This window comes from Phormidium tenue FACHB-1050, assembly GCF_014696925.1.
GTDB lineage: Bacteria > Cyanobacteriota > Cyanobacteriia > Pseudanabaenales > Pseudanabaenaceae > Pseudanabaena.
On record NZ_JACJQY010000033.1, the window covers coordinates 37046 to 61849 of the forward strand.

Sequence of the window (24804 nt, forward strand, 5' to 3'; positions counted from 1 at the left end):
ATGCTTTTAATCAGAAGTATCAGTTTCACATAAATTTTGATTAATCCTAATTTCGATCATCATAGTCATGTGTGGAGATATTAACTTCATAAAATAGCAATTAATTAGATAAAATTCTGTTTTAAGTAACCGTCAAATTTTGCAGAGCGATCGCCATTAGATTTACTAAAAACTAAAACAGCGATTTATATAGGGTAATATATAGCTAGTAAACACTTGAGATCTTTTAGGAGTTGCAAAATGAACCAGAAAAGAATTACAGATCTAACCATAGAAGATCTCAAGGTAGTGATTACTGAAGTAGTAGTTACGCAGCTACAGCAATGGTTTGGTAAACCAAACTCATCTATTATCACAGTCAAACCAGAGCCAACCATCCCTACCAATCAGCCCTATGTTAATGCTGAAGGCGTTTACATATTGCCAACAAGGACACCCGAAGAACAGATGCAGCGTAATCTAGCCCTAATAGCGCTTCTCGATGAATGGGTAGAAGAAGGCGATGCTGAAGAACAACGTGAAACCTACGAATGTCTTCAACAAAATTTACCTGAAAATCAACAACATAGCCGACCATTGCAAGCCGCTTAAATGATAATTTTACTTGATGCTGGCCCTTTGGGAATTTTGACAAACCCTAAAGCTAGACCACTAAATTTAGAATGTCGGCAATGGATGAAAGAATTGCTTTTAAAGAATTACCGCGTAATTTTGCCAGAAATTGCTGATTATGAAGTTAGAAGAGAATTGATCAGAGCTAAGCGTTTAGAGGGCATACAGAGATTAGATGACTGGAAATCACGGCTCGAATATCAACCCCTGACCACGGCAACAATGTTGAAAGCTGCTGAATTTTGGGCAGAAGCAAGACAGACAGGTAAACCAACAGCTAGTCCAGAAGCCCTAGATGGAGATGTCATCCTTGCTGCCCAAGCATCACTAATTGCCGAATCCCAAGGCGATCGCATGGTCGTAGTAGCCACAACAAATGTGGGGCATTTGGAAAGATTTGTAAATGCCAAATATTGGCAAGCGATCGCCTAAAACAGTCTACTTATGCGCCATCCATAGGGAATCAGTAAGGCTCAAATACTCAAATGTAGCTGTAAAAGAAGAATCAAGAGGACTACAGGCATAGATACCAAATCGCACGGGTTGAGCAAATATTTCTGTGGGTGCAAGTTGAGCCGCAGTTGCATCCGTGTCACCAAGGGCAGACAGATGGAAAATTCGCATCTGTTTAAATTCTTTTCCATTGAAAGAATGTTCAATTAAAAAATCAGCGTTTCGGCGACTCAGACGATACCAAATGGAAGGGGTTGTCGAAATATCCGTAGTTGCCCAATCTGAATATCCTTGATTAGTGACAACACTGCCTAAACGCGACACATCAGTATTTTCGTACTCAACGGAAGCCTTGAACCAATTGTCATGATCAATATAAATCAAGACACCAGCTTGATCAAATCTCGCTTGGTAATTAAAGGAAACTTTAGTGGTAAATGAGAAATTGAGGTCACTGGTTAGTAAAATTGCAGGAGCATTATCATGCTGAAATCCATAATATGTGCGCTGCCACAGGTCAGTATTGGGTTCCGTGGTGAGCGTTATTGACTCACGACTTACAGTGAAGTGCTGCGGCTGATTAATCCATTGTACTTTCTCAAAGTTGATGTTCATAGGAATAAGCTATTGATTAATGATTGCTTGTAAGCTTTTGCTAGTAATGCGGTCGAGCTTAGTGGACTAAGTTTTTAGAAAGATAATTTGAACAATGTAGAACTATCATCGCAATCGCTAAGGGTAGCATTAACAAAGGAATAACGCTTAAGCTCGACCAACTTGCAATCCAACCCACACCAGAGGGGATTAGCGCTGCACCAACACTCGCGGCACTTGTCGCAAAGCTGACGGCGGCAGGAACTAAACTGGTGGGTAACTGCTTGGGAATTAGCCAGATGGTAGCAGGAAAGATCGGCGCAAGGGCAAACCCAATCATCGGTAAACTAATCCATTGCTCAGGTAATTGCCACCAAGCTAACAGCCCGATCAGCAGCAGGACGAGGGACATACTAATCGTTTTTACGGCTCCAAGCGATCGCAAAAAGTAGCCAAGTATAAACCGACCAACGGTCAAGCCTAACCAGTAAGCACTAATGCTATACCCTGCAACTAATGCAGGAATTTGGCGATCGCTGACTTGAACAATATAAGCCCAGTTACTAATCGAAGCTTCTAAACCTACATAAATGAGCAGCATTAAGCCTGTGATTAACACTAGAGGCATTTGCAGCGATCGTCCTAGATTTTGCCAAGCGGGAGCAGGTGATGCAGCTTTGCTTTTGGTCATAGATGGATAGCGATAAATAATTGCTGTCAGCACACTCATCATCAATAAACTGACGATCGCTGCCAATACTCCATAGACCTGTCGCCAGTTCATGCCGATCGCCAATAAAGTTGTAGCGATCGCCGCACCTGATAGCGCACCAATGCCATAGAATCCATGTAGTAATCCAATTAGATTTGTGCTGCGATCATCCTGTGCGATCGCAGTATTAATACCCGCGTCAATCAGTCCAACCCCTAAACCAAAGAGAGTTCCCGCCGCAACCATTAGCAACCAAGTGGGTGATAGAGCATAGATAACTAGTGCTATTGTCAGCATACTGGCAGCAGAGAAAAGCATTTTTCCCAATCCCAAACAGCTATTGACGACGCTACTGGTCAAGGCGGCAAGAATATATCCACTAATCTGACTGACAAAAAGAAGGGTGATGGTAGCTGGGGTGAGATTATATTCCAGCAAAATGGAAGCAAGTAAAACCCCTAAACTCGCTTCGGCAATACCAATCGCAATGAAGGCGTAAAAGGAAATAGCTACGCCAATCCATCTTGGAGGTGAGGTTTTGGGAGTAATCATAGGGTATTGCGGCGATGATCTCGATCAAATTGGGTGAGGGCAACGGCAATTAATAACAACACAATTGCCACAATTCTGGAAGGACTAATGGGATGAGGTGTCACTCCAAACCAGCCCCATTGATCGATCAACAGAGAACCAGTCATCTGGCTACATACCACAGCTAGAGCCGTTGTCGTTAGACCTAATTTGGGAATGATGATCGTGTTTAAGGTTACATAAACAGCACCGAGTAAACCGCTTAAAAATGCCCACCAAGGAACTTGAGTTAACCGATCCATATGTTGAGTACCAAAAATCCCCAATAGAATGAGAAGGGTCAGAGTTAGCGAACCCACCATGAAATTGATAGTTGCGGCAGCAATGGCAGACTGCAAAGTTGTTCGCAATCGTGCGTTTGCGGCTGCACCAATCGCTAAAAAGCTACCTCCCGAACTCGCACCAATCAAAGCAATGAGCGTATCCATAATATTTACCTGAATTATTTGCTAGCAGTATTAAGGTTGAGCAAGAAAGAAGATAGCGACGATTAATAAACCGATCGCAAAGCGGCGATTGCGCGTAAGTCGATGTTTGGGCAAGTCCAACCAACCATAATGATCGACGATGATGCCAGCGAGTGACTGTCCGCCGACCACTAATCCCAAAGTCAGCGTAGTCCCTAGCATCGAGGTGAAGTAAGTACTAGAACAGATATACCAAGTACCTAGCACCCCACCGATCAGACTCCATTTTGGAGCTTTGACGATCGCTGACCAATCAGGATGACCAAATTTTTGCGTCGCGATTAGTGCTAGCAAAACCAATGTGCCGACAATATAGGAAATATCCGCCGCCAAGGGAACAGAATTTAGCGATCGGGCTAATTGAGCATTACAACTAGCTTGAATGGGGAGCAGTACGCCACTCAAGAGCGCGAGTAGTAAATACAAATAGATTTGATATCGAGATGCGAACAAATGTAGATTTTTTAAAGGAAGGGAAGTCATAGCAAAACAAGGGTGAATGTTGAAAATGCAGTAGATAGAAGCCTTGTTCTGGTAAATAGTTTGACATCATTTATCTTTATATAAAGATAAATGATGTCAAGGCAATTGTCAACTATCTCGACATCAAGATATAATGCCCGCTATGGAACAAGATAAGATTGACTTTATTTGCGAGCAATGGCGACAGGAATCGCCGCCATTAGACACTTCTCCACTGGGCATAGTTGGGCGAGTGCTAAGGATTGCCCGTCTGCTCGAAAAACATCGCGAAATGGTTCTGGCGGAATATGGGTTGAGCGTCTGGTCATTTGATGTGGTCACAACACTACGGCGGCAGGGAAAGCCCTATCAACTCAAGCCCACCGACTTGTATAGTTTGCTCATGCTCTCATCAGGAGCAACTACTAACCGCATCGATCGCTTAGAACAGGATGGCATTGTCATCCGTCTCCGAGATCCTAGCGATCGCCGCAGTGTGATCGTGCAATTGACCTCTAAAGGAGTTCAACTAGCTGATTTAGTAATTCCAAAATTATTGAAAAGTGAGCAGGATTTACTCAGTCAGTTTGCTAATCCTGATGAAAGGGAATCTTTCATAAAGATGCTACGACAATTGCTAATATCCCTCGACAACAATCTGGAGTAGAAGAGTATGGATCAAGCTACTATCTTTCAACCGTTCTTTGCGACTATGCCGTACATTGCTCCTTTAACTTTATTCCCCTCAGATTCATTCTGTACGTGATTGCTGCGGGGTCGCTCTGGTTCATGTTTTTAAGGGCTGTCATTGCGGCATTATTTCCTTACCATTCCTGATAAAGTTTCTTCGCGTGAAGCATAATTTCTTCGTTGGGTAAGCGAATCTTAGCTGTCTGGCGTGGATAGGAAGTAGTGATCGCGTTTGAATCCTGCTCTACGATTGTTGCCACGGCACTCAAGATTGATTGATGCAAAAGCGGCTGATATATCTTTCTCTTGAATCTCACATAGACCAGCACAAAGGTTTTGGTCTGGGTCGCAGTTTCAGGATAAAGAACATGTACTTGCAAAAGCTCACCCCAAGGAAACTCAGTTCTAAAGGTAGTTAGAGATGGAAAAGCATACTCCAAAATCCCTGTGTAGATTTTGGGAGCAAGCAGAATTGCGGGATTGCGGCGAATATCAGCAAAGGTAACATCGGCGCGATCAAGTTCTTGGACAACCTTAGCCCAATAGCCATTCTGCTCAAACAAGGGAATGCGATTTGCCTTAATACCAAATAACTCGCGATGCGTACCATTCTGATGGTTGTAATCATAGTTAATTAGCAGATTATGCAAAAACTCCCCTTGAATACTCGATTCTCCCGCAGCACCCAAAAAAGTCATGCGATCGCTCAAATTTTCGATTAAGTCAGGCACAGGAATTTTGGCTTCCATATTTCCGTAAGTCCAAATGCAGTCTCCTTTGACCTCTAGCTTTAAAGGAGTTGCGATCGGCTGAGCCGATTCTTTCCCAGCTTGATATAGCCGTCCCTGACCGTCAAATGCCAAGGCATGAAAAGGACAGACAAGGCGCTGTTCGCAAATCCAACCATTCGACAATGGAGCCTGCATATGAGGACAGATGTTATTAAGAGCAAATACTTCTCCCTGCTGATTTTGCCAGAGAACATAATCCTGACCATTCAGAGAAACTTTATAGGGTTTGTCAATTCCCAACATTGAGCGATGGGCAATCAACCAAGGTGCGCCAAGCAAGATCGGTGACATAGGTTAAAATGTGATTAATTATTCATGTTTGATATTTAAAATACGACAGTTTTTTCATGTTTGTCAAGCATCTATTTCGAGGATATTTTTTTAGCAACCTATGACCGAATCACCGCAACTCAAAACACAACTTCGCCGCAAACCTCAACAAAAACGCAGCCAGCAAAGGGTTGAACAAATCTTAAAAGCCGCCGCAGAGGTGTTTGATGATCTTGGCTACGAAGCCGCCACAACGCATATGATTGCCGCAAGATCGGGGACGGCGATCGGTTCTCTGTACCAGTTCTTCCCCGATAAGCTCGCCATATTTCATTCCTTAGAGGCGCGTCACATGGAGCGCGTCATGGCGATTAATGGGGCGCTTTTGCAGTCTGCTGATCCGCAACGTCCATTTGCCGAATTTATGGATCGGATGGTCGAGGCTCATGTTACTTATTTTCAAGACCCGATGCCCCGTGTCGTCTATCTTCAGTATTTTGTAGCGCCCCAAATATTTGTACTTTTTAATGAAACCTTTAACCAACAGTTAATTCAGCAGTATGGCGCTCTTTTGCAACGATGGAATCCAGAACTGGTGGCAGAAAAAAGTGAGCGCCTTGCGGAGACTGTTCACCATTGTTACAATGCTCTGCTACTGCAAGCCTTGAGAGGCGAAGAGAGCAAGCGACAGGCTCGTTATGAGGAACTCAAATCTTTAGTGGTTGCGTACCTCACCCCCCATCTAGAGTCAACAGGAGGAAAAGTAATGAAAGTAATGAAATGTCTATACTGCCATTCCTCCCATTTATCTAAAAATGGGCATCGTCACAACAAGCAACGATATCTCTGCAAGGATTGCGGCAAACAGTTCTTAGAACGCGATCGCGAATGTAAAGACTCAGTTTCATAGAATAATGAACAACCAATACTGCTATCCTCAACTGCCACCGATGCCATGCAAAACCAAACCAGCTAGAAAATGGGAGAGAATTGCATATTCTAAGCCCCAGTACCAGTAAAGATAGCCAAAGGCTACGCCTAACGTGGAATTAAGTAAAATCGTGCGGATAATTACAATCGGTGTTAGTGTCCAGATGCTTGCGGCAACAGGTAAATGCGCGATCTCCAAGCCCGAAACCAGACCCGCCGCTAAGCCAATCATCAACATCCCCGCACAGAATCCAATAAAGGGCAAGCTAATCGCCCGTCAATAACCTTGGGATTCCTGATACTGTTTGTTTTTGATGATATTAGCGATCGCCTGACTAATCGCCACCTCCTGTTCCTTAACCGCAGTCTCGCGTAGAGTTGTCAGAAAGTCACGAAATTTCTAGATATTGAGATAGAAGCTTTGATTTAAAAAAAATATTAAGGGAATGTTTAAGAAATGAAATAGAATGGAGTCAACAATTCTTTCGTGTATTAATAACATGAGTGGAAGTTCAATAATTAGCGAATATGACGATTGAAAACTTCATTGGAGAAAGACCATATTTTCTCTCTTGAACATTATTTTACAAAAAATCAGTAAGGCAAATATTTCGTGTTGTCAGATATCGACTGCCAATTCAAGGATGAAATGCAACAATAAATATAATGATAATGCGATCGCTTTACCATTTATATAGCAATTTTGATTTTGGTGTGGGTAAACGGCGATCACCTCAAATTCACCAATAAGCGATCGCAAGTTTTCTAACATTGTTATTTCCAATAGATTTAAAATTTAGCGGATTAGCGTTTTTTGAATCTAAAACAATCAAGTTTACTGCTAGTATTGATGTAAATAATAGACTTAAATGTATCAGGGTAGACTAATCTATAGTAAAAGGTGCTCATCTTGAAAGTAAATGAAAATAGGGTTATTTAAATGGAATTAGGTGAATTTACACTTGGTATAATTACCAACCTGTTATCGAGCATAATTTACGATGGAATTAAATCTCAACCTTATTTTCAGCGCCGCAAGATTGAAAGACGAGTTGAGGATGCTACAGCCGAGATTGTTGAGCCTTTATTACCATTCCTTAAAAATGAGGGTATTTCAGAAGATAAACAACGTCGCCTAATTCAAACTTGTGTTGATGAATTAAGCCCGTTAGCGAAAAATCCTGAGTTGTTATTTCAAGGCTCTCTCAATGGACAAAAGATTTTTGAGGATTTGTATACTAATCGTGATTTGCCACAAGTGGTGGTTGAAGATGGATTGAAAGATGTTTATACACTTTTATGTCCTCGTATTGCTACTCTTATCTGTAAAATACCTGCTGCCGTAAAAGACTGGGAAAATGAAGCTTGGTCTGAAAATTTTCGCCGTTTTGATGAGATTACAGATCAATTACGTACTCTCTTTCACAAAGTTGATGAACTCGCAACATCTTCCTCTCAAGATACAGATGCATTACTTACTCGTGTTAGACAGGTACTCGCACAAAAGATTAGATTCAATCTAGATCTTACAGGATTGAGGGGAGATAGTCCTAGCATAGGTAAATTTGATGATTTTTTTATTCATCCTCAAATAATTCATCCTCAAATAAGAGAAGCAGTAAACGTTGTGGACAGTACAGATGAAAGTTTTAATCTGTTTACTTCTAGTGGTCAGAGAGCAATTGTAATTGGTCAAGCAGGAGCAGGAAAATCAACTTGGGCAAAGTGGTTACAGAGAGAGGCTTTAAGTACTCGTTGGACTGGTCTTTGTATTCGCGTTGAGTTACGACGTTTTGGTAATGAACCTTTGTTATCACTGCATCAACTAGTTCAAGAGGCGGCAGGGCAGCACCTCGCCGATGAACTCACACCAGAGCGTATAGGAATATGGCTAAGAACAAGTAGAGTGGTTCTGATACTTGATGGTTTTGATGAAATCCGTCCGTGCGATCGAGATAGGATATGTGAATGGATTGTAGATCTAAATCCAGCATTGCAAAAATGTCCTTTTATAATTACATCCCGTTACCTAACTACTGATCATCTAGCACAATTTAGTGGAAGTTGGCATTCTTGGATTATAGAACCATTTGATACAGTAAGGATAATTGATTATATTCAACGTTGGTATGCACATATGCCTTTACTTGCAGAGGGTAGTCATACAGTTGAGGCTGAAGCACTGGCTCAGAGTTGGCTAAGAGATCCTACGATTGGTCACCTTACAGGTAACCCACTTCTACTCTCAACTCTTTTAATGGTTCATCATTTAGATGGTAGTCTCCCTAATGGTAGATCGGCGTTGTATCAACGATATGTTTCAGGTATGCTTGGTTTATGGGATGATCGTCGAAAGGTAGCAGCAACAAGCATTTCACTTTCTTTAGATCAAAAGAAAGAAATCATGAGAGGCTTTGCTTTACAAATGTTTCTTCAACAAAAAGATCAGCTTGACGAGAATAATGCATTAGAGCTAATGCATGGATTACTTCAAAGGTTAAATATTTCTTTGCCAGAAGAAGAAGTTCTTGGAAGTCTAAGAGAGAGATCAGGATTGATTATTGGACCTGGTATTTATAGCTTTGTACACAAGACTGTTTTAGAATATTTAGTCTCTGAATCTATCTTGCAAGGCGATCAACGAGATGAATTTGGACGTAGAATAGATCGGCTTTCTCTACTTGAGCATCGCAATGATGATCGGTGGAATACTGTGACTTTTCTTTGGGCAGGACTTGCTCCAGTATCTGATGTAGAATCATTTATTGAAGCATGTATAGATGCTAGAGCACTGGATTTAGCCTGTGGGATTCTATACGATCAATATAGTAAATTTAAACTGGAAATACGTCGTCGATTATTACTTAGTACAATTTGTGTAGAGGATGATGATATATTTAATTCCAAGATTATCTTTCTGACATCATATATAAAGGAAGAACTTATAAACGATAAAGTAAGACTTGAATTATCCTCTTTCTCTCTCCGAAGTCTCACATCCTCATCTAGACCAATTATAATTCTTATGGTTTCTGCTGTAGAAGATGGAACACTAAATTGGTTAGATAATGTTTCAAGTAAAGGAAGCATGAGACATATTCTATGGATTGTTTGTGCAACGAGAATTAAAGATCTTGAAGTATGGGGAAATTGCATAGCAAATAGTCCAGCTTCAGATAATGATATGGACTGTGCTTGGTCAAATTTTATTTTGCAGGCTGCTTTTACGACCATATTAAAAGGAGAGAATCCGACAATTGAATTAGAAGAGGTTATAATGATTTATCAATCTACACGTCCCCAATTCGTTTCACTGATTCCGATTGCACTAATCTCTACTGGGCTGAGTTTTGTACGATCAGTAAATAGTGCCTACCGTAATGATATTTATGCTTATCTCACAAATATATTTGAAAAAATATTGCAAGTTTTACCTAATAGTAATAATGATCAAATCAACGAAAAACTTCTATTGGGCACACGTGAATGGAATCTACTTTCTCAACCTGGAACAATAACAACAAGTGTAGCTAGATTAACAGCACCAAGACGAAAAGTACCGAGTCGCCCCATACGTCCGACAGAACCTACAACTATGATAGAACCTACAACGAGATTAGTACTTCCACCTAGTCAAACCCTATCTACTAGTCAAACCCTACCCACAGATCTGCTGAAACGTTTCATAGAGACAGTAGAAGTATTGACAGAGAAAGGAAGACTAAAGAAAGATGCAACATATGAACGTGCTATAAATTTTGTTAATGAGTTGGTACAAATTAGAGAGTCTCTAGCAGTCAGTCAAACTGCAATAGAACCAACGACATCAATTTCCGACAATATTTAGTTTGTCTAAGTATTTAACCTCTACTTTATAAAAAACAGCCCAACCACTCAATCAAGAAATGCACCTGCTTATCCCCAGGTAGAAGAGCCAGACTCGTAATCTTAATTCTCCCCTTCTCGAAAGAGAAACGATAATAGAACTCAATCGGGATCTTTGCATGAAGTAACTCCCAAAGCGAATCCGTAAGCTTCGATTCTAGAAACAGATCGCGCCCATCCTCCGACGCATAAATGCGAAACACCCCAACCTGACGCGCCACCAACTTTAATTCCATCACCCTGAGTAACACCTGAGTTTCTTCAGGCAAAGCCCCATACAGACCATCCCAAACCGCAGCCAACTTGACAATCTCTTCCTTCGACTTCACCTTCGCCAAAGTCAAATAAGCATTAATCTTCGTCTCATTGTCTTCGATGTAACTATCAGGAATAAAGGCAACCAAGCGCGGCAACTGAAGCTCAGTATCCGCAACTTCAGGCAGAATCTTCCCCCGTAACTCATTAATATATTCCTGAAGCAAATCCATATACAGCGCAAAACCAATCACATCCGCCTGACCCGACTGCTCCTCACCCAAGAGATCTCCTAACCCACGAATCTCCATATCGCGCATCGCCAGTTGATAACCCGATCCAAGCTGACTAAACTCCTGAATTGCTTCTAATCTTCTCTTAGCTGAATCTGTGAATTCAAGATTAGGCGGATATAGCAAATAAGCATGAGCCTGAATCCCCGCCCGACCAACGCGACCACGCAATTGATACAATTGTGCCAACCCCAACTTATGAGCATCCTCAATCACAATCGTATTCACACGCGGAATATCCAAACCCGACTCAATAATCGTGGTACAGAGGAGAATATCCGCCTCATTGTTATTAAAAGCAACCATCGCTGCCTCTAACTCTGACTCTTGCATCTGTCCATGCGCGATCGCTAATCTCACATTCGGCAACATTGTTTGCAAAGAAACAGCGATCGCCTCAATGCCCTCAATACGCGGCACAACATAAAATACCTGACCACCACGATCTAACTCATGACGAATCGCTGTTTTCACTAGAGACACATCATAGGCAGACAAATGGGTTTGAATCGATCGCCTTGAGGGAGGAGGAGTGGCAATCACACTCATTTCCCGTACCCCAGAAAGAGCCGCATAGAGGGTACGGGGAATCGGCGTAGCACTCAAAGTCAATAAATCCACATTCCCCTTCATCGCCTTGATTTTCTCTTTCTGCAAAGTCCCAAAGCGTTGCTCCTCATCAATCACCAGTAAACCCAAATCGTGAAACTCAACATCCTTAGACAAAAGTTGATGCGTACCAACGATCACTTGTACCTTACCATCCGCAACCTGTTGCAAAACCTGTTTGCGCTCCTTAGTAGGGCGAAACCGATTCACGATATCCACAGTAAAAGGATAAGCCGCAAACCGAGTTTGGAACGTATGAAAATGCTGTTGCGCCAGAATCGTCGTCGGAGCTAACAAAGCCACTTGCTTACCCGCACAAACCGCCTTAAAAATTGCCCTCACCGCCACCTCAGTTTTACCAAAGCCAACATCACCGCAAACCAGCCGATCCATCGGGCGATCGCTCTCCATGTCTTGCTTCACATCCTGAACAGCCTTGACCTGATCTGGTGTCAGTTGATAGGGAAAAGAATCCTCCATCTCCTGTTGCCAATCGGTATCAGGTGGAAAAGCATAGCCGACTAAATTGGCGCGGCGAACATAGAGTTGCAATAAATCCCTTGCTAACTTGTAAATCTCCTTTTGGCATTTGCTGAGCGCGTTATCCCATCCCTTTGTATTAGCAATGCTATGTAACTTAGGAGGCTGATTAGAAGCACTGCGATAGCGGGAGAGGCTCTTCTCATTTTCTGGTGCGATCGCCACCGCAGTTTTACCATCAGCAAACTCAACGATGTAATGCGGTTGCTTTTCTCCCTTCACTTCAATGGTTTCAAAGCGCGTAAACTTGCCAATCCCATACTTACGATGCACCACATAATCACCCACATTTAGCTCGTCAGGATTAATCGACTTAGCTGTATTCATCCGTGAGGGATGTACAAAAGTTGGTGAGGCTAGTAATTGCTGTCCGAATAACTCGCGATCGGTCAATAGGGCAAGCTTACAACTAGGCAAAACAAAGCCTTGCATCTCCATCAGTCCCGAATATTTCAAAATGACGGATTTACCAGCTTTCTGAATACGCGCAATTGACTGTAAATCGTCAGGATCACTGACAAAGTTAGCAATGCAGTCATATTCCTTGAGCAGAGTTGCCACACGCAGAGGTTGCGCCGAAATGAGGGTGACTTGATATTCCGATTTGAGATATTCACGAATGAGCGCTGCAATCTGGTCAAACTGATGGGGAACTATGGGAATAGAAGCACTGGCAAAATCAAAAATATTGGATTTAGGTTTAAGCGATCGCTCGGTAAGCTGAAACATCTGAAATTTCTTTGCCTCAGTCATGCACTTAGCAAAGTCCCAATGCAGTTTCGGTGTATCGGCTTGAGAATATTGATTTTGATAAAGTTCTTCCGCAGCTTCGTACCAGCGATCGCCATAGCTCTGACATTGTTCGGGTTCATCAATGGCGACAATAAAGTTCTTGGGTAAATAATTTAGCAATGTGTTTTTGTGAGCAGAAACAAACTCATGCAAATCGACAGGGGCGATCGCGATGCTGGATAGGTCAGTGAAGCTTTTGGGATTAGTGGGGTCAAACTCTCTGATTTTCTCGACAGTGCCGCGATTGCAGCTTAGGCGCACGGGTAGATTTCGATTCACTGGAAATACTTCAAAACTAAATCCTTTGCGACTCCATTGTTTTAGTTCCTTTACTTCTTTGACTTCTTCATATCCTAATCTTGCCAGAGCTTCGGCAAGTAATTTAACCGATTGCGAATCGCCGATATTGAGATAGATGCTATGTTTTTGGAAGACTTGAGTGGATGGTAGATGGGGCTGTAGGGCGTTAATGGTGGTAGCGATCGCTAAGTTATGCTGTGGTTTGGCAAGCAATTCCGCTAATATCTCAACCCTTGTCCAAGTGGTTTCTAAATCGATTTGCGCTGATTCGTAGGGAAATGTATCAAGTGGTTGATATAGATAGACGTGCCATGACATGGACTGGAGTTGGAAAGCCCATCGGGTTGCTTCTTCGACGGTGGCGGTGACGATGAGTAATGGTTTGGCTTGTTGTTGGTATAGGTGGGTGCTAATCAGTCCTTTGCCTAAGCGTGATAGACCTGATAGGGATATGCTTTTGGCTGTTGTCAGTTTCTCGCCTATTTTTGTGGCGATAGGCGATCGGGCTATATTCTCTAGGACTGATGTGAAGGTCATGGGTATAGTCATGAATAGACTAATTCAGGTTCATTGATAAGGCGTAATAGCTTGACAGGTTCGATTGTTTCCATAGCGAAGGTATTGCCTTTTTTATCGGTAAAGTCGATTAGGAATGCTTTGTCATCAAAGGACATTAAAACTGTTCCCATTTGTCCTCGTCGCAGTAGGATTTGCTGATGAATGACTTTATGAGTAGCGATAGCATTTTCTGTTAAAGCAACAAGGTCATATTCTTGGATTTCGTTCATAGTTGTTTTTTTAATCAATAGGCTAATTGCATTGGCTATGATTTAAGGGTCGCGGATTGTGTTTATTGTGGCAATAGTTTTCTCTAAAAGCTTTTGGTAAGAAATCAGGAAGAGATTTTACGTTATGTTAAGAGTCTCTGAATTTGCCCCCTACAGACTTTATATATTCTTTTGTTTCTAGCGAAATTCCCTTATTATCACGGAATTTAGTTCCGTTGAATTTAGTTCCAGTTACATTGTTTTTTGTAAATCCAGTGAGGTCTGCATATTCAAGATTTGCTTCAGTTAAATTTGCATTAAAGATTTGGGTATAGATCAATTTAGCTCTAGTAAGGTTAGCTTTAGTAAGATTAGCGCCAATAAGCTTAGTATCATAAAGATTAGCATCAATGAGCTTAGCACCACTAAGATCAGCACTACTAAGATTAGCTTTTTGAAAATTTACTTCGCTAAGATTAGCTCCACTAAGGTTAGCTCCCTCAAAATCAGCTTCTAGAAAATTGGCTTTGGTTAAATTTGCGTTGGTTAGGATTGCTCCCTTAAAGTTTACCAATTCATCTTCAGGGATTACACCTTTCAATTCCATATTAGTGTTTGCTTTCTCAAACTTTGCTTTGTCAAGAGTGGCATTACTAAAATTAGCTCCAATAATTATTGTTTCAGATAGATTAGCTTCAGACAGATTGGCTTTAGAGAGATTAGCTTTAGTCAGATCTGCGAAACTAAAATTTGATTCAGATAGTTCTGACTCAGAGAAATTGCTCTTAATTAATTCGGCAAAAGTAAAAATACTTTTTTGTAGATCGGTTTTGCTAAAATTAGTATAATTTAGTTTAGCAAGTGAAAAGTTTGCTTCCGAAAGGTCAGTTTCAGATAGATCCACTTTAGATAGATCAACACCTTGAAAGTCAGCATTTAAGAGACAGGATTCAGATAGACTAATATGCAATTTACCTTCAGTTAAAAATTGGGCAGAGTATAAAAAAATAATTACGCTTTCTCTAAGATAATCCTTATCATCTTGTATTCTTATAAGAACTGATAGAGTTTTGGCTCTAATTACATTTAATGCGGCTTTAAGAGAAGGATTATCCTCTTCTATATTGAGTAAATCTTTCTCAAGTAATATACCTGAAACCCTATCAAAATAAGCTTCTGTTGCATCTGCCCTTTGTGCCTTCTCGATTTTAAATTTCTCGGATTTTTCCTTAGCTTCACGAATTTTTTCCTGTGAAGACTGAAAGCCAAATCCAACAATAAATAAAGTCAAGGGGGCAAGAAACAAGCTCATCCAATCCCATAGGGTCTTCGCCGAATCAAACTTAGTAGTGGTAGTAGTTTTTGTGACTTTCCCACTTATCATTTCAACTGTCTCTAATGATTTTTGACTACTTGTCCCCATTCCTGCCCACTCCCATGGAGGTGGAAAAGCTATAGCCAAGCTAATAATAATAACGATAATTCCTATAAGAACAGAGGGTATTAGCCATATCATCTTTTTGTTATTAATATCACGGGTTAATTCTAAAGCAACTTTTGAATGAGATTGTTTAAGGTTTTTTCTTTGCTTGTCAATATTTTTGCTACTCATATTTTTATCTCTATAGGTGCAAAAATTATACTTGAACAGAACTTGTTTAATATAATTTAAAGCGATAGTCATTGATTGCTTACAGGAAGTTGGATAGGTGAACGCTGTTTGAATCGAGATTAGGAGCAATTTTGCCTTAATCTTTCGGCGGATGCCAACCCGCTTGTACCCAATAACTCCGAACCTCCAAAGCATCAAAATCACTATCAAGACTCAAAGCCTTTACCGTTGCCCGTCCCGTTGGAGTCTTACCGAGAATACAAATACCATCCTCAGCCCAAGCAAAATGCTCCACCCAAACTTGAGTACGCGGATTGAATAGCGCCACAACCTCATTCGTAACTGGATCGATCGCCACAATCTTGCCAGCTTTATGACTATTGCAAATAGGGCAAGCTAACCAAAGATTCGACTCTTCACTGCTGCCACCCTTAGAAACAGGAATGATATGCTCAATCTCTAGACGTGCCATGACTAACTTTTGAGGACTAAGGCAATAGCCACATCGGTTCTTAGCCATACTACGAACATTGCGATCAACCTCAACCGAAATATAAAGACGACTCATGAGGTAGTATTCAAAGCAGGGATTAATCCACGCATCACCGCAACCTGCATTGCCTTAGCTTTCCGTACCGAACCATGACGATAAACCTGCATTAACTCATTCAGCTTCTTAACTTCCTGTGCATTAAGCAACCCTACACTATTTCGAGCTTGTAAATCGCTAAAAACCCTTTGCTGCTGTTCACCCATTTGCAAATTACAAAGAGCCAGAACCTGTTCATCAGGCAAAGTATCTATGGGAATCTCATTAATAGTGCGATCGATCCATTCAATCAGCATTTCTTCAATCCCCTGACGATTGAGCGCAGCAATTTCCTTAACTTTTTTTACCAAAGGTTCGGGAAGTTCTAAGGTGATCGACTCAGACATATTGCCTCGTAGACAACACTAAATTTTGATTGATTAAATACAGTATAACCCTATCGAATCTCAATGCTTATCAAGACAACTTTTTAGGGCTAGGCTTAGCTACTTTACTCGATCGCTTTGGCTTCCCCTGAGAAGATTTCTTCTCCTTCGCAGTAGCAGTCTTACCCAAATTCGGCTTAGCCGCCTCATCCAGATCGCCAAACTTCTTCGACCACCACTTCTCCTGAGAAGACCAGAAAAAGACCACATCCGCATGATCCTTGCGCTGCCGAGCCTGAACATCCCCACACTTCAACATCACTTTATCCACACCATCCTTAGTATAGGGAAACTTAGCCAAAGGCTTACCACAGACAGGACAAGCAAAACTAGTCACCTCTGCCGTCACTGCATTCTCACCCTTCGGTTGAGGAATCTCCCACTGATTACGGCGATCGCTCCAAAACATCACCAGATTCTCACAGCCATGCTCACACTTGAGAAAATGCCCACCACTCACTTTCTTAGAAGGAATCTTACTGAGAGGCTGATTACAAACAGGACAATCCACATCCGAAAGCTCATTTTTGCGATTACTTGGTTGTAAATCTGCGCCGAGATTCGTATAAGCACGCGCCAACATCGGCTGAAAATAGGACTGATGCCAACCAATCAAATAGCTTTGCCACTCCAACTTACCTACCGAGATTTCATCCAAAGTCGTCTCCATCCCTGCGGTAAAATCGGCTCTGAGCAAATCAGGGAAAGTTTTATGCAACACATCATCCGTAGACATTCCTAAAGCCGAAGGTTCCAGAACCTTACCCTTGAGTAACACATAGGTGCGCTCCTTCAGCGTCTTAACGATCGCTGCAAACGTACTCGGTCTACCCACACCCTGACGCTCTAGCACCTGTACTAACTTTGCCTCGCTATACCGCGCAGGAGGTTGAGTTTGTTTCTGCGTAAAACCTGCATTCGCCAAAGCTAAAGTCTGACTGCTCGTTAAAGCAGGAATATGTTTATCCTTACTCAAATCATTCCAATAGCGCGTATACCCCGCAAAGGTGAGAATACTACCCCTAGTTTGCCAGAGCGTCGAACCAGCCTGAATAATCACCCGACTTTTCTGAATCAAAGCATTCGCACATTGAGAAGCAACGGCTCTACGCCAGATTAACTCATAGAGTTGATGCTGTTTGGCACTGAGATGGTCTCTAACCGTTTTCGGCGTAATACTCAAATAGGTAGGACGAATCGCTTCATGGGCGGATTGAGCAGTTGCCTGTTCGCGATAACGAGTAGTTTTCTTAGGGACGTTATCAGGATCATGCTTTGATAGCCATTCTTTTACCTCAGCACAAAACTCAGGCGCGAGACTAGTACTATCAGTGCGATGATAGGTAATCAAACCCTTGCGACCTTGAGGTAAATCGACACCCTCAAACAACTCTTGAGCCACCTTCATCGTCTCTTCAGGCGATAGCCCTAATCTCACCGAGGCAGCTTGCTGGAGCGAACTGGTGATGAAAGGTGGTAGTGGTGATTTCTGAGCAGTAACACCCGTAGCTTCGCGAACGACATGGGGATGATTACGGGCAACTTGAATAATTCTGGTAGCTTCCGCTTCTGACAATACCCGTTTTGACTCCACCGTAGATTCCGTATTCACCTCCGCCGCATCATCGGTGACATCGTTATCCTCAAGCACAGGCTCAATCTCACTACTACCCGCATAAAAAGCAATGAAGCCTTCAGCATATTCCGTCCATACCGACCAGTAAGTAATCGGCACAAAAGCATTAATCTCCCGTTCACGCTGACAGACGATATGCAAAGCCACCGACTGCACCCGACCTGCCGAGCTACCGCCACTTGTCCGACGTACAAGGGGTGAAACCTTAAACCCAATCAACCGATCCAAGCATTGTCTAGCGCGTTGTGCGGAAATCAGGTTTAAATCTAACTGATGAGCATTGGCGATCGCTGCCTTAACCGCCGTAGGCGTAATCTGGTTATAGACAGCGCGTTTGGGATTACGAAGATGAAGTTGCTGCTGTAAATGCCAAGCAATTCCCTCACCCTCGCGATCGCCATCGGTAGCCAGCACCACCTCTGATGCATTCTTCACCGCCGCCCGAAGTTTAGCGACTACCTGTTGACCTCTACCTTCGGTCAATTGGTAGCGACATTCAATTTTGTTGGTATCTTTGTGCATGGTAAAGCCCAAGCTATCTTCACCATCTTTGGCTAGTTCCGTAAAGTGACCAAAGGAAGCTTCCACTTGCCATTCACTGCCAAGGATTGCTTGGATGGTTTTGCATTTAGATGGAGATTCAACGAGTAACAGCTTTTTCATGTTTTTGTACCTGTGTAAACTTTACCACCAAACAGACTTACTTATAATTTTCAATAGGTTTAGATTGTTGTACGTTTAACATCTCCACAGCCCTAGCTATATTTACAGCATCAAGATCGGTAACATGGGACTCTAAGACTTTCCCCTGTGACTCCACAAGGATCGGATTAACAGGACGATCCCTTGCATTCAATGTCATCGTATCCGATGCTCTCTCTAAACTAAATTTGTAATTCCCCTTGCCATCAGGACGCTCAAAGATAAGATTATTACCATCATCTTTACCCTTTACCTGTAGTAATTCGCGACAATCCCGCGCCAGTTTCAGATCTCGCTCTGCATCAGTAATTTGACTAGGAGAACTGGGCATAGCAGCAGTTGCAGTATCTTCAGACTTACCGTCTGATTGATCTTTACGCAGATTACTCAACCCATCAAACATTGACAGCGCCAAATTCTGAATCTGCGTTGCATAATCGCTCTGGTTTTGTTCTGGAATAACAGCATTCACCTGTTGAGCATCATTACCACCCGAATTAGAATCGCTACCCTTGCCCCGTACCTGCGATGGTTGCCACTCTTCATCAAATACATCATCTTTATCGATCATCGTTAAATCCTTAATACTAATGGAAGACATTTCTCGTTCAGCGATCGCTAAAATATGGACACTATGCAGTTCCACAACTTGGTTAAACACCGCCATAAATTGAGCCATATCCAGATCTGGATTTGCAGTAAGCATTGCCTTTACCTAACGCTCTAAATCTGGACTAGCTAGACTAGATTGCTCTAGCACTGGTTGAGGTGAATTCATGCGTTGAAATGCTTGCTGAAAGTTGTTTAGATCAGTCGGAGTCATCGCATTCAGAGAGATTTGCCCTTGCGTAGTCCGCAAAATATCTTCACCAGTATGGTTATTGACAATGGCGATATCACTATCCTGATTCCTTTGGAAATTGTAATACTCACCCTTGAAAGACTCCTGACCAGTCTCATTAAGGACATTTTCCACGACCACCACACCCCTAGCCCCAGCAGGAGCTAGGTCTCCCAGCTTATCGATTGCCGCGAGATAACCCTGATTTTGAGTCAAACTAGAAATATCCACAGTGCTTGTTTTGAAAGCAGTTTTCGTAAAGTCAACCTGTTGATTAACAGTAGTTCTATCCTCAATAAACACAGCCCGATCGCTCTGCAATTCAAACTTAGCGATCGCTTCACCATCAAGATTAGAAATCTCATAGAAATTATCCTGCGACTGAATGCAATAGTTTTCCGATTCATACTTGCCATCGACACCCAATTTTGCAACTAGGGCAACCGACACCGCCGCCATCACCTGTTGTCTGAAGTCATCAAAAGATAGAGGATTAGAACGTCCTAACTCATCGCGATCGCTGATACCATCGCCATCAGTATCAATGCTGCGAGGATTGAGTCCCATCCGCAGTTCATCGACATCAGTAATCCCATCCCCATCCAAATCGCGCCGTAGTAGCTCGGCTAACTCTATTTTGGGGAGTTCTCGCCATTCCACATCGATATAGTTCTCTTCCGTAAAAGTGGGCAATGATGACTGCGATGACTCAGGCAATGGCGGTAGATTACTACCAGATAGAGGTGATGGCTGAATGGGTGCATTGGGAAGCATCGCAAAATCTGGATCGCCTTTATCGCGAGGATTACTCAAAGTCACAGTCAAAGCCAGTGAAGTCTCAGGAGCAGCAGAGCGATCTGGTGCAGCCTGATATCTGCGCCACCAGTCATCCATGATGTCCTGATCCCATTGCTGGGATACCCGATCCCACTCCGCATCACTGAATCCCGATGATGGAGCATCAGGCTGTTGCGTATTTCCATCTTTCTCTTGCAATAACTCTTCCTGCTTACCTAACAATTGCCTTAGTAGTTCTGCCAGAGCTTCAATCGTAGTTTGCGCGATCGCCAATTGCTGAGCATTAGCCTGAGATGCTTCCGATGTCTGCATAAAAACCATAATTTACCTCTATAAACCTTCAGCCCAAGCAGGAACAGTGGACTTAGGAGCATTGGGAGCATCTTTGGCTGGTAAAGGAAAATGTTCTTGAAAGTAATCCTTACGGGAAGCGATCGCAGCGTCCGTAATCGGTACTTGACTACCAGATTTAGCCAACCTAACTTTTAAGGACTCCCATTTAAACTTACTCTTATCAGCCCTTTCTGCATCAACTTTGGGGATTTTGATATGGCAACGCCGAGGCACATTTGCTTCTTTCTTGGAGCTATAGCCTGGGGAGATGAGAATACAATTACCTTGCGGTAACTTGAGAAAATCCTCTGGAGCAAATAGTTTGCGTGTACGTTCCTGATCCGATGTACTGGTGCTAGTCCTACCACCACCCGAACTACGGGATTTAGATTTGTACTTCAAATGCTCATCGCCAAGATAATCAGAGAAAATCTTCGCTGATTCAGGTTCAAGGGGATTAAAGATCGCCTTAGTTGCACAGCCACCAAAGATCGCTCTTGACACCTCCTTGCCATAGGTTTCTTCAAGCTGTACGAGATTCTGGAAACCCAACATACAGGACAAGCCATCCTCACGGTGAACGTTCAGCCATTGGACAAGGCTCGGCAAATACAAAGTTGGCAGTTCATCGATCGCGACTAGTAACGGATCTTCTCGTTTAGTAGACACCACATTACGGGTGACAATCATATGCAAAACCGTCGCCAACAATGGTGCAACCACATCCTGCTTTTCGCGCTTCATGCCGATAATCAGCAATTGCTTGCCTTTTAACTGCAAGGGAATCGTCGTCTTGCCACAGAACACGCTGAGGATATCAGGGGACATAAACCGACTGAAGAGAATACTTGCCGTCGAGATTACAGAAGCAACAGTTTTCTCAGAATCCGCCATCGAAATCAACTGCCCAAAGCTAGTTTCTACCCAAGTTGGTAAATGAGCATTCTGGACTCTGGCAGGAAGATTATTCGCACCCAATGCCTTAGCACAGAAAATAATATCGGGATAGGGAGTTGTCTTCGCCAGCAGCAGCACCGCTTGAATCAGTTGGTCGCCACTATTGGTAAAGAAAGGATCTTCACTACCTTTGCCACCAGACTTGAAGTTGCGATTCAGGACGATCGCTACCTGTCGCGCCATATCCACATCCGCAGCATCACGAATGAAATCGAGGGGATTGCAAATACCACTTTCAGGAAAACTTGGAGCAAAGATGCTGACTTGATAGCCTGCTGCCGCCGCCACGCCTGCAATCCGTGACGACTGTTCGGCATATTTGTAATCGTAGAGAATAATCGGAAACCCCTGATCGATCGCACTACGAATCGCAGGATCGATCACGCCATAGGTTTTACCCGAACCCGTACCACCGAGTACAGCAATGCCACGATTAGCATCAGGTAGCCAAATCGTCCGATCCGCTTGCGATACCTGAATCACTTTGGGCTTTTGTCCCGCAATAGGTAGTTCGTGATTGGGTGTAGCTACCCCTGGACGAGAAATCAATTCGGGCGGGAAAATCAATTTAGGCTTAACGATAAACAGAGACAGCTTATTGCGTTCGCGGCGATTAATCTGTTCCTTAGCCTTTTTCCTTGCCGCCGCAATCTCTGCACCATTTGCCCAATGAGCATTAGCCAACTTATTTTTACTATTGCCGCCACCGTTCGTGCTCAAGAAAACCATGCCGATCGCACAGGCAGCAATAATCCCACCCGTGGGAGTAAATAGCTGATTAATAATGGAAGCAAATTCAGGAGGCAAGCTATTGGCTGGAGACTTCTCCTCTGCGGAGTTCGCAGAATTGTCTATCTCCTGTGAATGCGACATCTCTACAGGAAATAAGCAAGTTATCAAAATAGCGATCGCCAGCAAAAATAGTCTCTTAGGGAGTTTATTCTGGCTAAACCAAAGCATCAAAAAATTCATGGCAATCTATTTGCTAAAAGGTTTGCTAGTGGAAATAGATGAATTAACCGCCGCATTACTGGGACCTGCATAGGGAATCGCGCTTTTTTCTTGGAGAACAACCAAGGGCAAAGGAGGCGTAATGTAAGGAGTACAACCTAAATCCACAAACCAAGATCGCTGACACCAGCGAAACCGCAGACCGAGGTTAATTGTGCCTGAAGCCTCATCTAAAGATTCAATGGTGACGCGAAAAGCATCGCCAAAGGGATGATTGCCTGCGGGTCCGCGATTGCCAAATAGACCACCTAGAAAGCCATAACCATCGGGGACTTGTTGCGATGCAGTCATCCATTGTTTGCCAGTATAGTAACCACCCGCGAAGTCCGTAACCTCAATATGCGGGCAATCATTATTACCATCGCAACCCACCGCTTGAAATCCTGACTCGGTAACGCCACCGCTAATCGGATTGATGCGATTCTTCTCCTTATTGCCAAGAGCAATATCCACCATGCCAAACCTGACATTGGGTAGTAACGCTGGAGCATTGGGAAATTGGGAAAGACTGAGTTTCCCCAATCCCGTAGCATTCAAATCCGATAAAACCACGCTCGATGCACCCTGAATATTGCCTAAAGGCAACTGAGCAAAGCCCGCAAGCGATTCAAGGCTATAGCTATTAAGCTGTTCCCCAAGACTGCCCAAGGGTAAATTGCCAAGATCTGGAAAAGCGTTAACTAACTGCCCCACGGTAATACCAGACATTTCATCACTCAGACTAGCGAGATTGGCAACTCCAGATTTCTGGGTAACCAGATCGAGAATGGGTTTAACTTGACTCAAAGGCTGATTATGCAGATCTGGCAGCGACTGCAACAAACTATTAATCGTCTGCTGTGATGTGAGTTCGCCTAGTTGACCGAGACTGACATTGTTGAGAGAAACACCAGCACGACTAGCGATCGCCTGTAAGCTCATTTGCTCCAGTCCCAGAGACTGAAGTGAACCTACTGTCAGGTACTGATCTGGGCTAACAAAACTACCAATGACCAGATTGGTTAAGGCATTTGGAGAAAGTAGTTGCGATAGCTGTTGCTGCAATTGGGCGGTAACTTGGATTTTCGGTAAATTCTCGAAACTGATTTGCGTAAAATCAGGAATCATCACCGATTGAGAATTCCCAATCGGCTGTGAGGACATGGGCAAAGACTGAGCCGTAGCAAAATCAGGATTGAAAATAGAGATCGCCGCAGAGGAGATCGCTAACGCCGTTATTTGGATGATACGTTTATACAACATGATTAGAAATCCAACGAGGTTTTATTCGTTTGAGTAGGAGCAGTTGGTGTAAGCGGAGCAAGGCGAGGGATTTGAGCATCGGGGACGACTTCCAAAATGCTGTAGGCAGGAGTGGGGACATTCAGAACTAATTGAAACTGATAGAGATTTCTCAGTCCCCCTGCGCCCGTAGTGATCACAGTTAGGGAGGTGAGATTTCCCCTTGCCGAGGCAGATAGATTCATATCCAAGTCAAGGGGTTGAGCAAGTTGCCGCAGATTAATTACCGTTGCCCCGCAATTGCTATCGTTCGCACCGTCCTTACAGAGAGGACTGTCATAGTCCATCACCACCTTAGAAGGATTGCCCAACCACACCTTTTTGATAATCTCGCCTGTCTTGATGAAGCTAATATTTAACGACTGCATCGGCGATAGGCTAACTACCGAGGTCACGCCGCTTACACCCATCGCCTGACTGACACCAATCTGCCGCTTGGCAGGAAAGATCTGCTCGGCATGAGCGATCGCGGGTAGAGACAAGACTAGAAAAGCAAATGTCCCTGAGATGGCATATTTTCGACATGGTAAAAAGTTCATAACTATATAGCAATCCTAAATGAGTTGTGGAAAAATAGAGAAGAAGAAATCAAAGAAAAGACTTGGAAGAATTAACTGAATTTATAGAGAGTAACCCCAAGAGCAA

General features: G+C 43.0%; 23 protein-coding genes. 5 read left to right on the plus strand and 18 right to left on the minus strand.

Features of this window, described 5'->3' with window-relative positions; all coding sequences use genetic code 11:
* Positions 1 to 240: 240 nt before the first annotated feature.
* Both H6G05_RS17790 and H6G05_RS17795 read left to right on the plus strand, forming a co-directional pair.
* Entirely contained in the window at positions 241 to 591 is a 351-nt protein-coding gene (locus H6G05_RS17790; RefSeq protein WP_190579926.1) for a hypothetical protein, read from the plus strand.
* Entirely contained in the window at positions 592 to 1044 is a 453-nt protein-coding gene (locus H6G05_RS17795) for a type II toxin-antitoxin system VapC family toxin (protein WP_190579928.1), read from the plus strand. It begins immediately after the preceding gene.
* A gap of 6 nt (positions 1045 to 1050) precedes the next feature.
* Here H6G05_RS17795 and H6G05_RS17800 read toward each other — a convergent pair whose 3' ends face one another.
* From H6G05_RS17800 to H6G05_RS17815, 4 genes are read right to left on the minus strand one after another with little or no spacing between them, the layout of a single operon-like run.
* Positions 1051 to 1680: a DUF1349 domain-containing protein gene (locus H6G05_RS17800; protein ID WP_190579930.1), complete on the minus strand. Its 630-nt coding sequence runs from the start codon at positions 1678 to 1680 to the stop codon at positions 1051 to 1053.
* A gap of 58 nt (positions 1681 to 1738) precedes the next feature.
* A complete protein-coding gene (locus H6G05_RS17805; RefSeq protein WP_190579933.1) occupies positions 1739 to 2923 on the minus strand; it encodes an MFS transporter in 1185 nt (394 codons plus the stop codon).
* Positions 2920 to 3390 carry a DMT family transporter gene (locus H6G05_RS17810; RefSeq protein WP_190579934.1) on the minus strand — a complete coding sequence of 157 codons (471 nt, stop codon included), beginning with the start codon at positions 3388 to 3390 and terminating at the stop codon, positions 2920 to 2922. The genes H6G05_RS17805 and H6G05_RS17810 overlap by 4 nt, the downstream gene beginning before the upstream one ends.
* Before the next feature lie 30 nt (positions 3391 to 3420).
* Entirely contained in the window at positions 3421 to 3912 is a 492-nt protein-coding gene (locus tag H6G05_RS17815; RefSeq protein ID WP_190579936.1) for a DMT family transporter, read from the minus strand.
* A gap of 142 nt (positions 3913 to 4054) precedes the next feature.
* Between H6G05_RS17815 and H6G05_RS17820 the strand changes: the two genes are divergently transcribed.
* The gene (locus tag H6G05_RS17820) at positions 4055 to 4558 is read left to right on the plus strand and encodes a MarR family winged helix-turn-helix transcriptional regulator (RefSeq protein WP_190579938.1); all 504 of its coding nucleotides are present in this window, start codon (positions 4055 to 4057) and stop codon (positions 4556 to 4558) included.
* A gap of 157 nt (positions 4559 to 4715) precedes the next feature.
* Here H6G05_RS17820 and H6G05_RS17825 read toward each other — a convergent pair whose 3' ends face one another.
* Positions 4716 to 5663: a Rieske 2Fe-2S domain-containing protein gene (locus H6G05_RS17825; RefSeq protein ID WP_190579940.1), complete on the minus strand. Its 948-nt coding sequence runs from the start codon at positions 5661 to 5663 to the stop codon at positions 4716 to 4718.
* Positions 5664 to 5763: 100 nt separating this feature from the next.
* Between H6G05_RS17825 and H6G05_RS25410 the strand changes: the two genes are divergently transcribed.
* Positions 5764 to 6552, plus strand: a complete 789-nt coding sequence (locus H6G05_RS25410; protein ID WP_190579942.1) for a TetR/AcrR family transcriptional regulator — start codon at positions 5764 to 5766, stop codon at positions 6550 to 6552.
* A gap of 27 nt (positions 6553 to 6579) precedes the next feature.
* On the opposite strand, the gene H6G05_RS17835 is transcribed toward H6G05_RS25410, so the two are convergent.
* Positions 6580 to 6837 carry a hypothetical protein gene (locus H6G05_RS17835; protein ID WP_190579944.1) on the minus strand — a complete coding sequence of 86 codons (258 nt, stop codon included), beginning with the start codon at positions 6835 to 6837 and terminating at the stop codon, positions 6580 to 6582.
* A 354-nt stretch (positions 6838 to 7191) separates the two neighbouring features.
* A complete protein-coding gene (locus tag H6G05_RS17840) occupies positions 7192 to 7344 on the minus strand; it encodes a hypothetical protein (RefSeq protein WP_190579946.1) in 153 nt (50 codons plus the stop codon).
* A gap of 168 nt (positions 7345 to 7512) precedes the next feature.
* Here H6G05_RS17840 and H6G05_RS17845 point away from each other — a divergent pair, with 168 nt between their 5' ends.
* A complete protein-coding gene (locus H6G05_RS17845; protein WP_190579947.1) occupies positions 7513 to 10419 on the plus strand; it encodes an NACHT domain-containing protein in 2907 nt (968 codons plus the stop codon).
* Between the two features lie 25 nt (positions 10420 to 10444).
* Here the strand turns inward: H6G05_RS17845 and mfd are convergent, their stop codons facing one another.
* The 11 genes from mfd to H6G05_RS17900 form a co-directional block, all read right to left on the minus strand.
* Positions 10445 to 13795: a transcription-repair coupling factor gene (gene mfd / locus H6G05_RS17850; protein WP_322096391.1), complete on the minus strand. Its 3351-nt coding sequence runs from the start codon at positions 13793 to 13795 to the stop codon at positions 10445 to 10447.
* On the minus strand, positions 13792 to 14034 hold the full coding sequence (locus H6G05_RS17855) for a DUF4926 domain-containing protein (protein ID WP_190579949.1): 243 nt from the start codon (positions 14032 to 14034) through the stop codon (positions 13792 to 13794). The genes mfd and H6G05_RS17855 overlap by 4 nt, the downstream gene beginning before the upstream one ends.
* A gap of 127 nt (positions 14035 to 14161) precedes the next feature.
* Positions 14162 to 15697 (minus strand): pentapeptide repeat-containing protein, encoded by a 1536-nt coding sequence (locus tag H6G05_RS17860; protein WP_190579951.1) that lies wholly within the window; start codon positions 15695 to 15697, stop codon positions 14162 to 14164.
* A gap of 64 nt (positions 15698 to 15761) precedes the next feature.
* Complete coding sequence (locus H6G05_RS17865) at positions 15762 to 16193, minus strand: HNH endonuclease (RefSeq protein ID WP_190579953.1); 432 nt, start codon at positions 16191 to 16193, stop codon at positions 15762 to 15764.
* Positions 16190 to 16561, minus strand: coding sequence for a hypothetical protein (locus tag H6G05_RS17870; protein WP_190579955.1), 372 nt, complete (start codon positions 16559 to 16561; stop codon positions 16190 to 16192). The genes H6G05_RS17865 and H6G05_RS17870 overlap by 4 nt, the downstream gene beginning before the upstream one ends.
* A 70-nt stretch (positions 16562 to 16631) precedes the next feature.
* Positions 16632 to 18899, minus strand: a complete 2268-nt coding sequence (topA, locus tag H6G05_RS17875) for a type I DNA topoisomerase (protein ID WP_190579957.1) — start codon at positions 18897 to 18899, stop codon at positions 16632 to 16634.
* Between the two features lie 37 nt (positions 18900 to 18936).
* On the minus strand, positions 18937 to 19644 hold the full coding sequence (locus tag H6G05_RS17880) for a hypothetical protein (protein ID WP_190579959.1): 708 nt from the start codon (positions 19642 to 19644) through the stop codon (positions 18937 to 18939).
* A 9-nt stretch (positions 19645 to 19653) separates the two neighbouring features.
* Positions 19654 to 20889, minus strand: a complete 1236-nt coding sequence (locus H6G05_RS17885) for a hypothetical protein (protein ID WP_190579961.1) — start codon at positions 20887 to 20889, stop codon at positions 19654 to 19656.
* An 18-nt stretch (positions 20890 to 20907) separates the two neighbouring features.
* Complete coding sequence (locus H6G05_RS17890; RefSeq protein ID WP_190579963.1) at positions 20908 to 22839, minus strand: type IV secretory system conjugative DNA transfer family protein; 1932 nt, start codon at positions 22837 to 22839, stop codon at positions 20908 to 20910.
* A gap of 6 nt (positions 22840 to 22845) precedes the next feature.
* Positions 22846 to 24120, minus strand: coding sequence for a hypothetical protein (locus H6G05_RS17895; RefSeq protein ID WP_190579965.1), 1275 nt, complete (start codon positions 24118 to 24120; stop codon positions 22846 to 22848).
* A 2-nt stretch (positions 24121 to 24122) separates the two neighbouring features.
* Positions 24123 to 24698 (minus strand): hypothetical protein, encoded by a 576-nt coding sequence (locus H6G05_RS17900; RefSeq protein ID WP_190579966.1) that lies wholly within the window; start codon positions 24696 to 24698, stop codon positions 24123 to 24125.
* Between the last annotated feature and the right edge of the window lie 106 nt (positions 24699 to 24804).

Bases quoted from the DNA above. Each gene is read 5' to 3' on its own strand.
- H6G05_RS17790 (WP_190579926.1), top strand. From the start codon at position 241: ATGAACCAGAAAAGAATTACAGATCTAACCATAGAAGATCTCAAGGTA.
- H6G05_RS17795 (WP_190579928.1), top strand. From the start codon at position 592: ATGATAATTTTACTTGATGCTGGCCCTTTGGGAATTTTGACAAACCCT.
- H6G05_RS17800 (WP_190579930.1), bottom strand. From the start codon at position 1,680: ATGAACATCAACTTTGAGAAAGTACAATGGATTAATCAGCCGCAGCAC.
- H6G05_RS17805 (WP_190579933.1), bottom strand. From the start codon at position 2,923: ATGATTACTCCCAAAACCTCACCTCCAAGATGGATTGGCGTAGCTATT.
- H6G05_RS17810 (WP_190579934.1), bottom strand. From the start codon at position 3,390: ATGGATACGCTCATTGCTTTGATTGGTGCGAGTTCGGGAGGTAGCTTT.
- H6G05_RS17815 (WP_190579936.1), bottom strand. From the start codon at position 3,912: ATGACTTCCCTTCCTTTAAAAAATCTACATTTGTTCGCATCTCGATAT.
- H6G05_RS17820 (WP_190579938.1), top strand. From the start codon at position 4,055: ATGGAACAAGATAAGATTGACTTTATTTGCGAGCAATGGCGACAGGAA.
- H6G05_RS17825 (WP_190579940.1), bottom strand. From the start codon at position 5,663: ATGTCACCGATCTTGCTTGGCGCACCTTGGTTGATTGCCCATCGCTCA.
- H6G05_RS25410 (WP_190579942.1), top strand. From the start codon at position 5,764: ATGACCGAATCACCGCAACTCAAAACACAACTTCGCCGCAAACCTCAA.
- H6G05_RS17840 (WP_190579946.1), bottom strand. From the start codon at position 7,344: ATGTTAGAAAACTTGCGATCGCTTATTGGTGAATTTGAGGTGATCGCC.
- H6G05_RS17845 (WP_190579947.1), top strand. From the start codon at position 7,513: ATGGAATTAGGTGAATTTACACTTGGTATAATTACCAACCTGTTATCG.
- mfd (WP_322096391.1), bottom strand. From the start codon at position 13,795: ATGACTATACCCATGACCTTCACATCAGTCCTAGAGAATATAGCCCGA.
- H6G05_RS17855 (WP_190579949.1), bottom strand. From the start codon at position 14,034: ATGAACGAAATCCAAGAATATGACCTTGTTGCTTTAACAGAAAATGCT.
- H6G05_RS17860 (WP_190579951.1), bottom strand. From the start codon at position 15,697: ATGACTATCGCTTTAAATTATATTAAACAAGTTCTGTTCAAGTATAAT.
- H6G05_RS17865 (WP_190579953.1), bottom strand. From the start codon at position 16,193: ATGAGTCGTCTTTATATTTCGGTTGAGGTTGATCGCAATGTTCGTAGT.
- H6G05_RS17870 (WP_190579955.1), bottom strand. From the start codon at position 16,561: ATGTCTGAGTCGATCACCTTAGAACTTCCCGAACCTTTGGTAAAAAAA.
- topA (WP_190579957.1), bottom strand. From the start codon at position 18,899: ATGAAAAAGCTGTTACTCGTTGAATCTCCATCTAAATGCAAAACCATC.
- H6G05_RS17880 (WP_190579959.1), bottom strand. From the start codon at position 19,644: ATGCTTACTGCAAATCCAGATCTGGATATGGCTCAATTTATGGCGGTG.
- H6G05_RS17885 (WP_190579961.1), bottom strand. From the start codon at position 20,889: ATGCAGACATCGGAAGCATCTCAGGCTAATGCTCAGCAATTGGCGATC.
- H6G05_RS17890 (WP_190579963.1), bottom strand. From the start codon at position 22,839: ATGAATTTTTTGATGCTTTGGTTTAGCCAGAATAAACTCCCTAAGAGA.
- H6G05_RS17895 (WP_190579965.1), bottom strand. From the start codon at position 24,120: ATGTTGTATAAACGTATCATCCAAATAACGGCGTTAGCGATCTCCTCT.
- H6G05_RS17900 (WP_190579966.1), bottom strand. From the start codon at position 24,698: ATGAACTTTTTACCATGTCGAAAATATGCCATCTCAGGGACATTTGCT.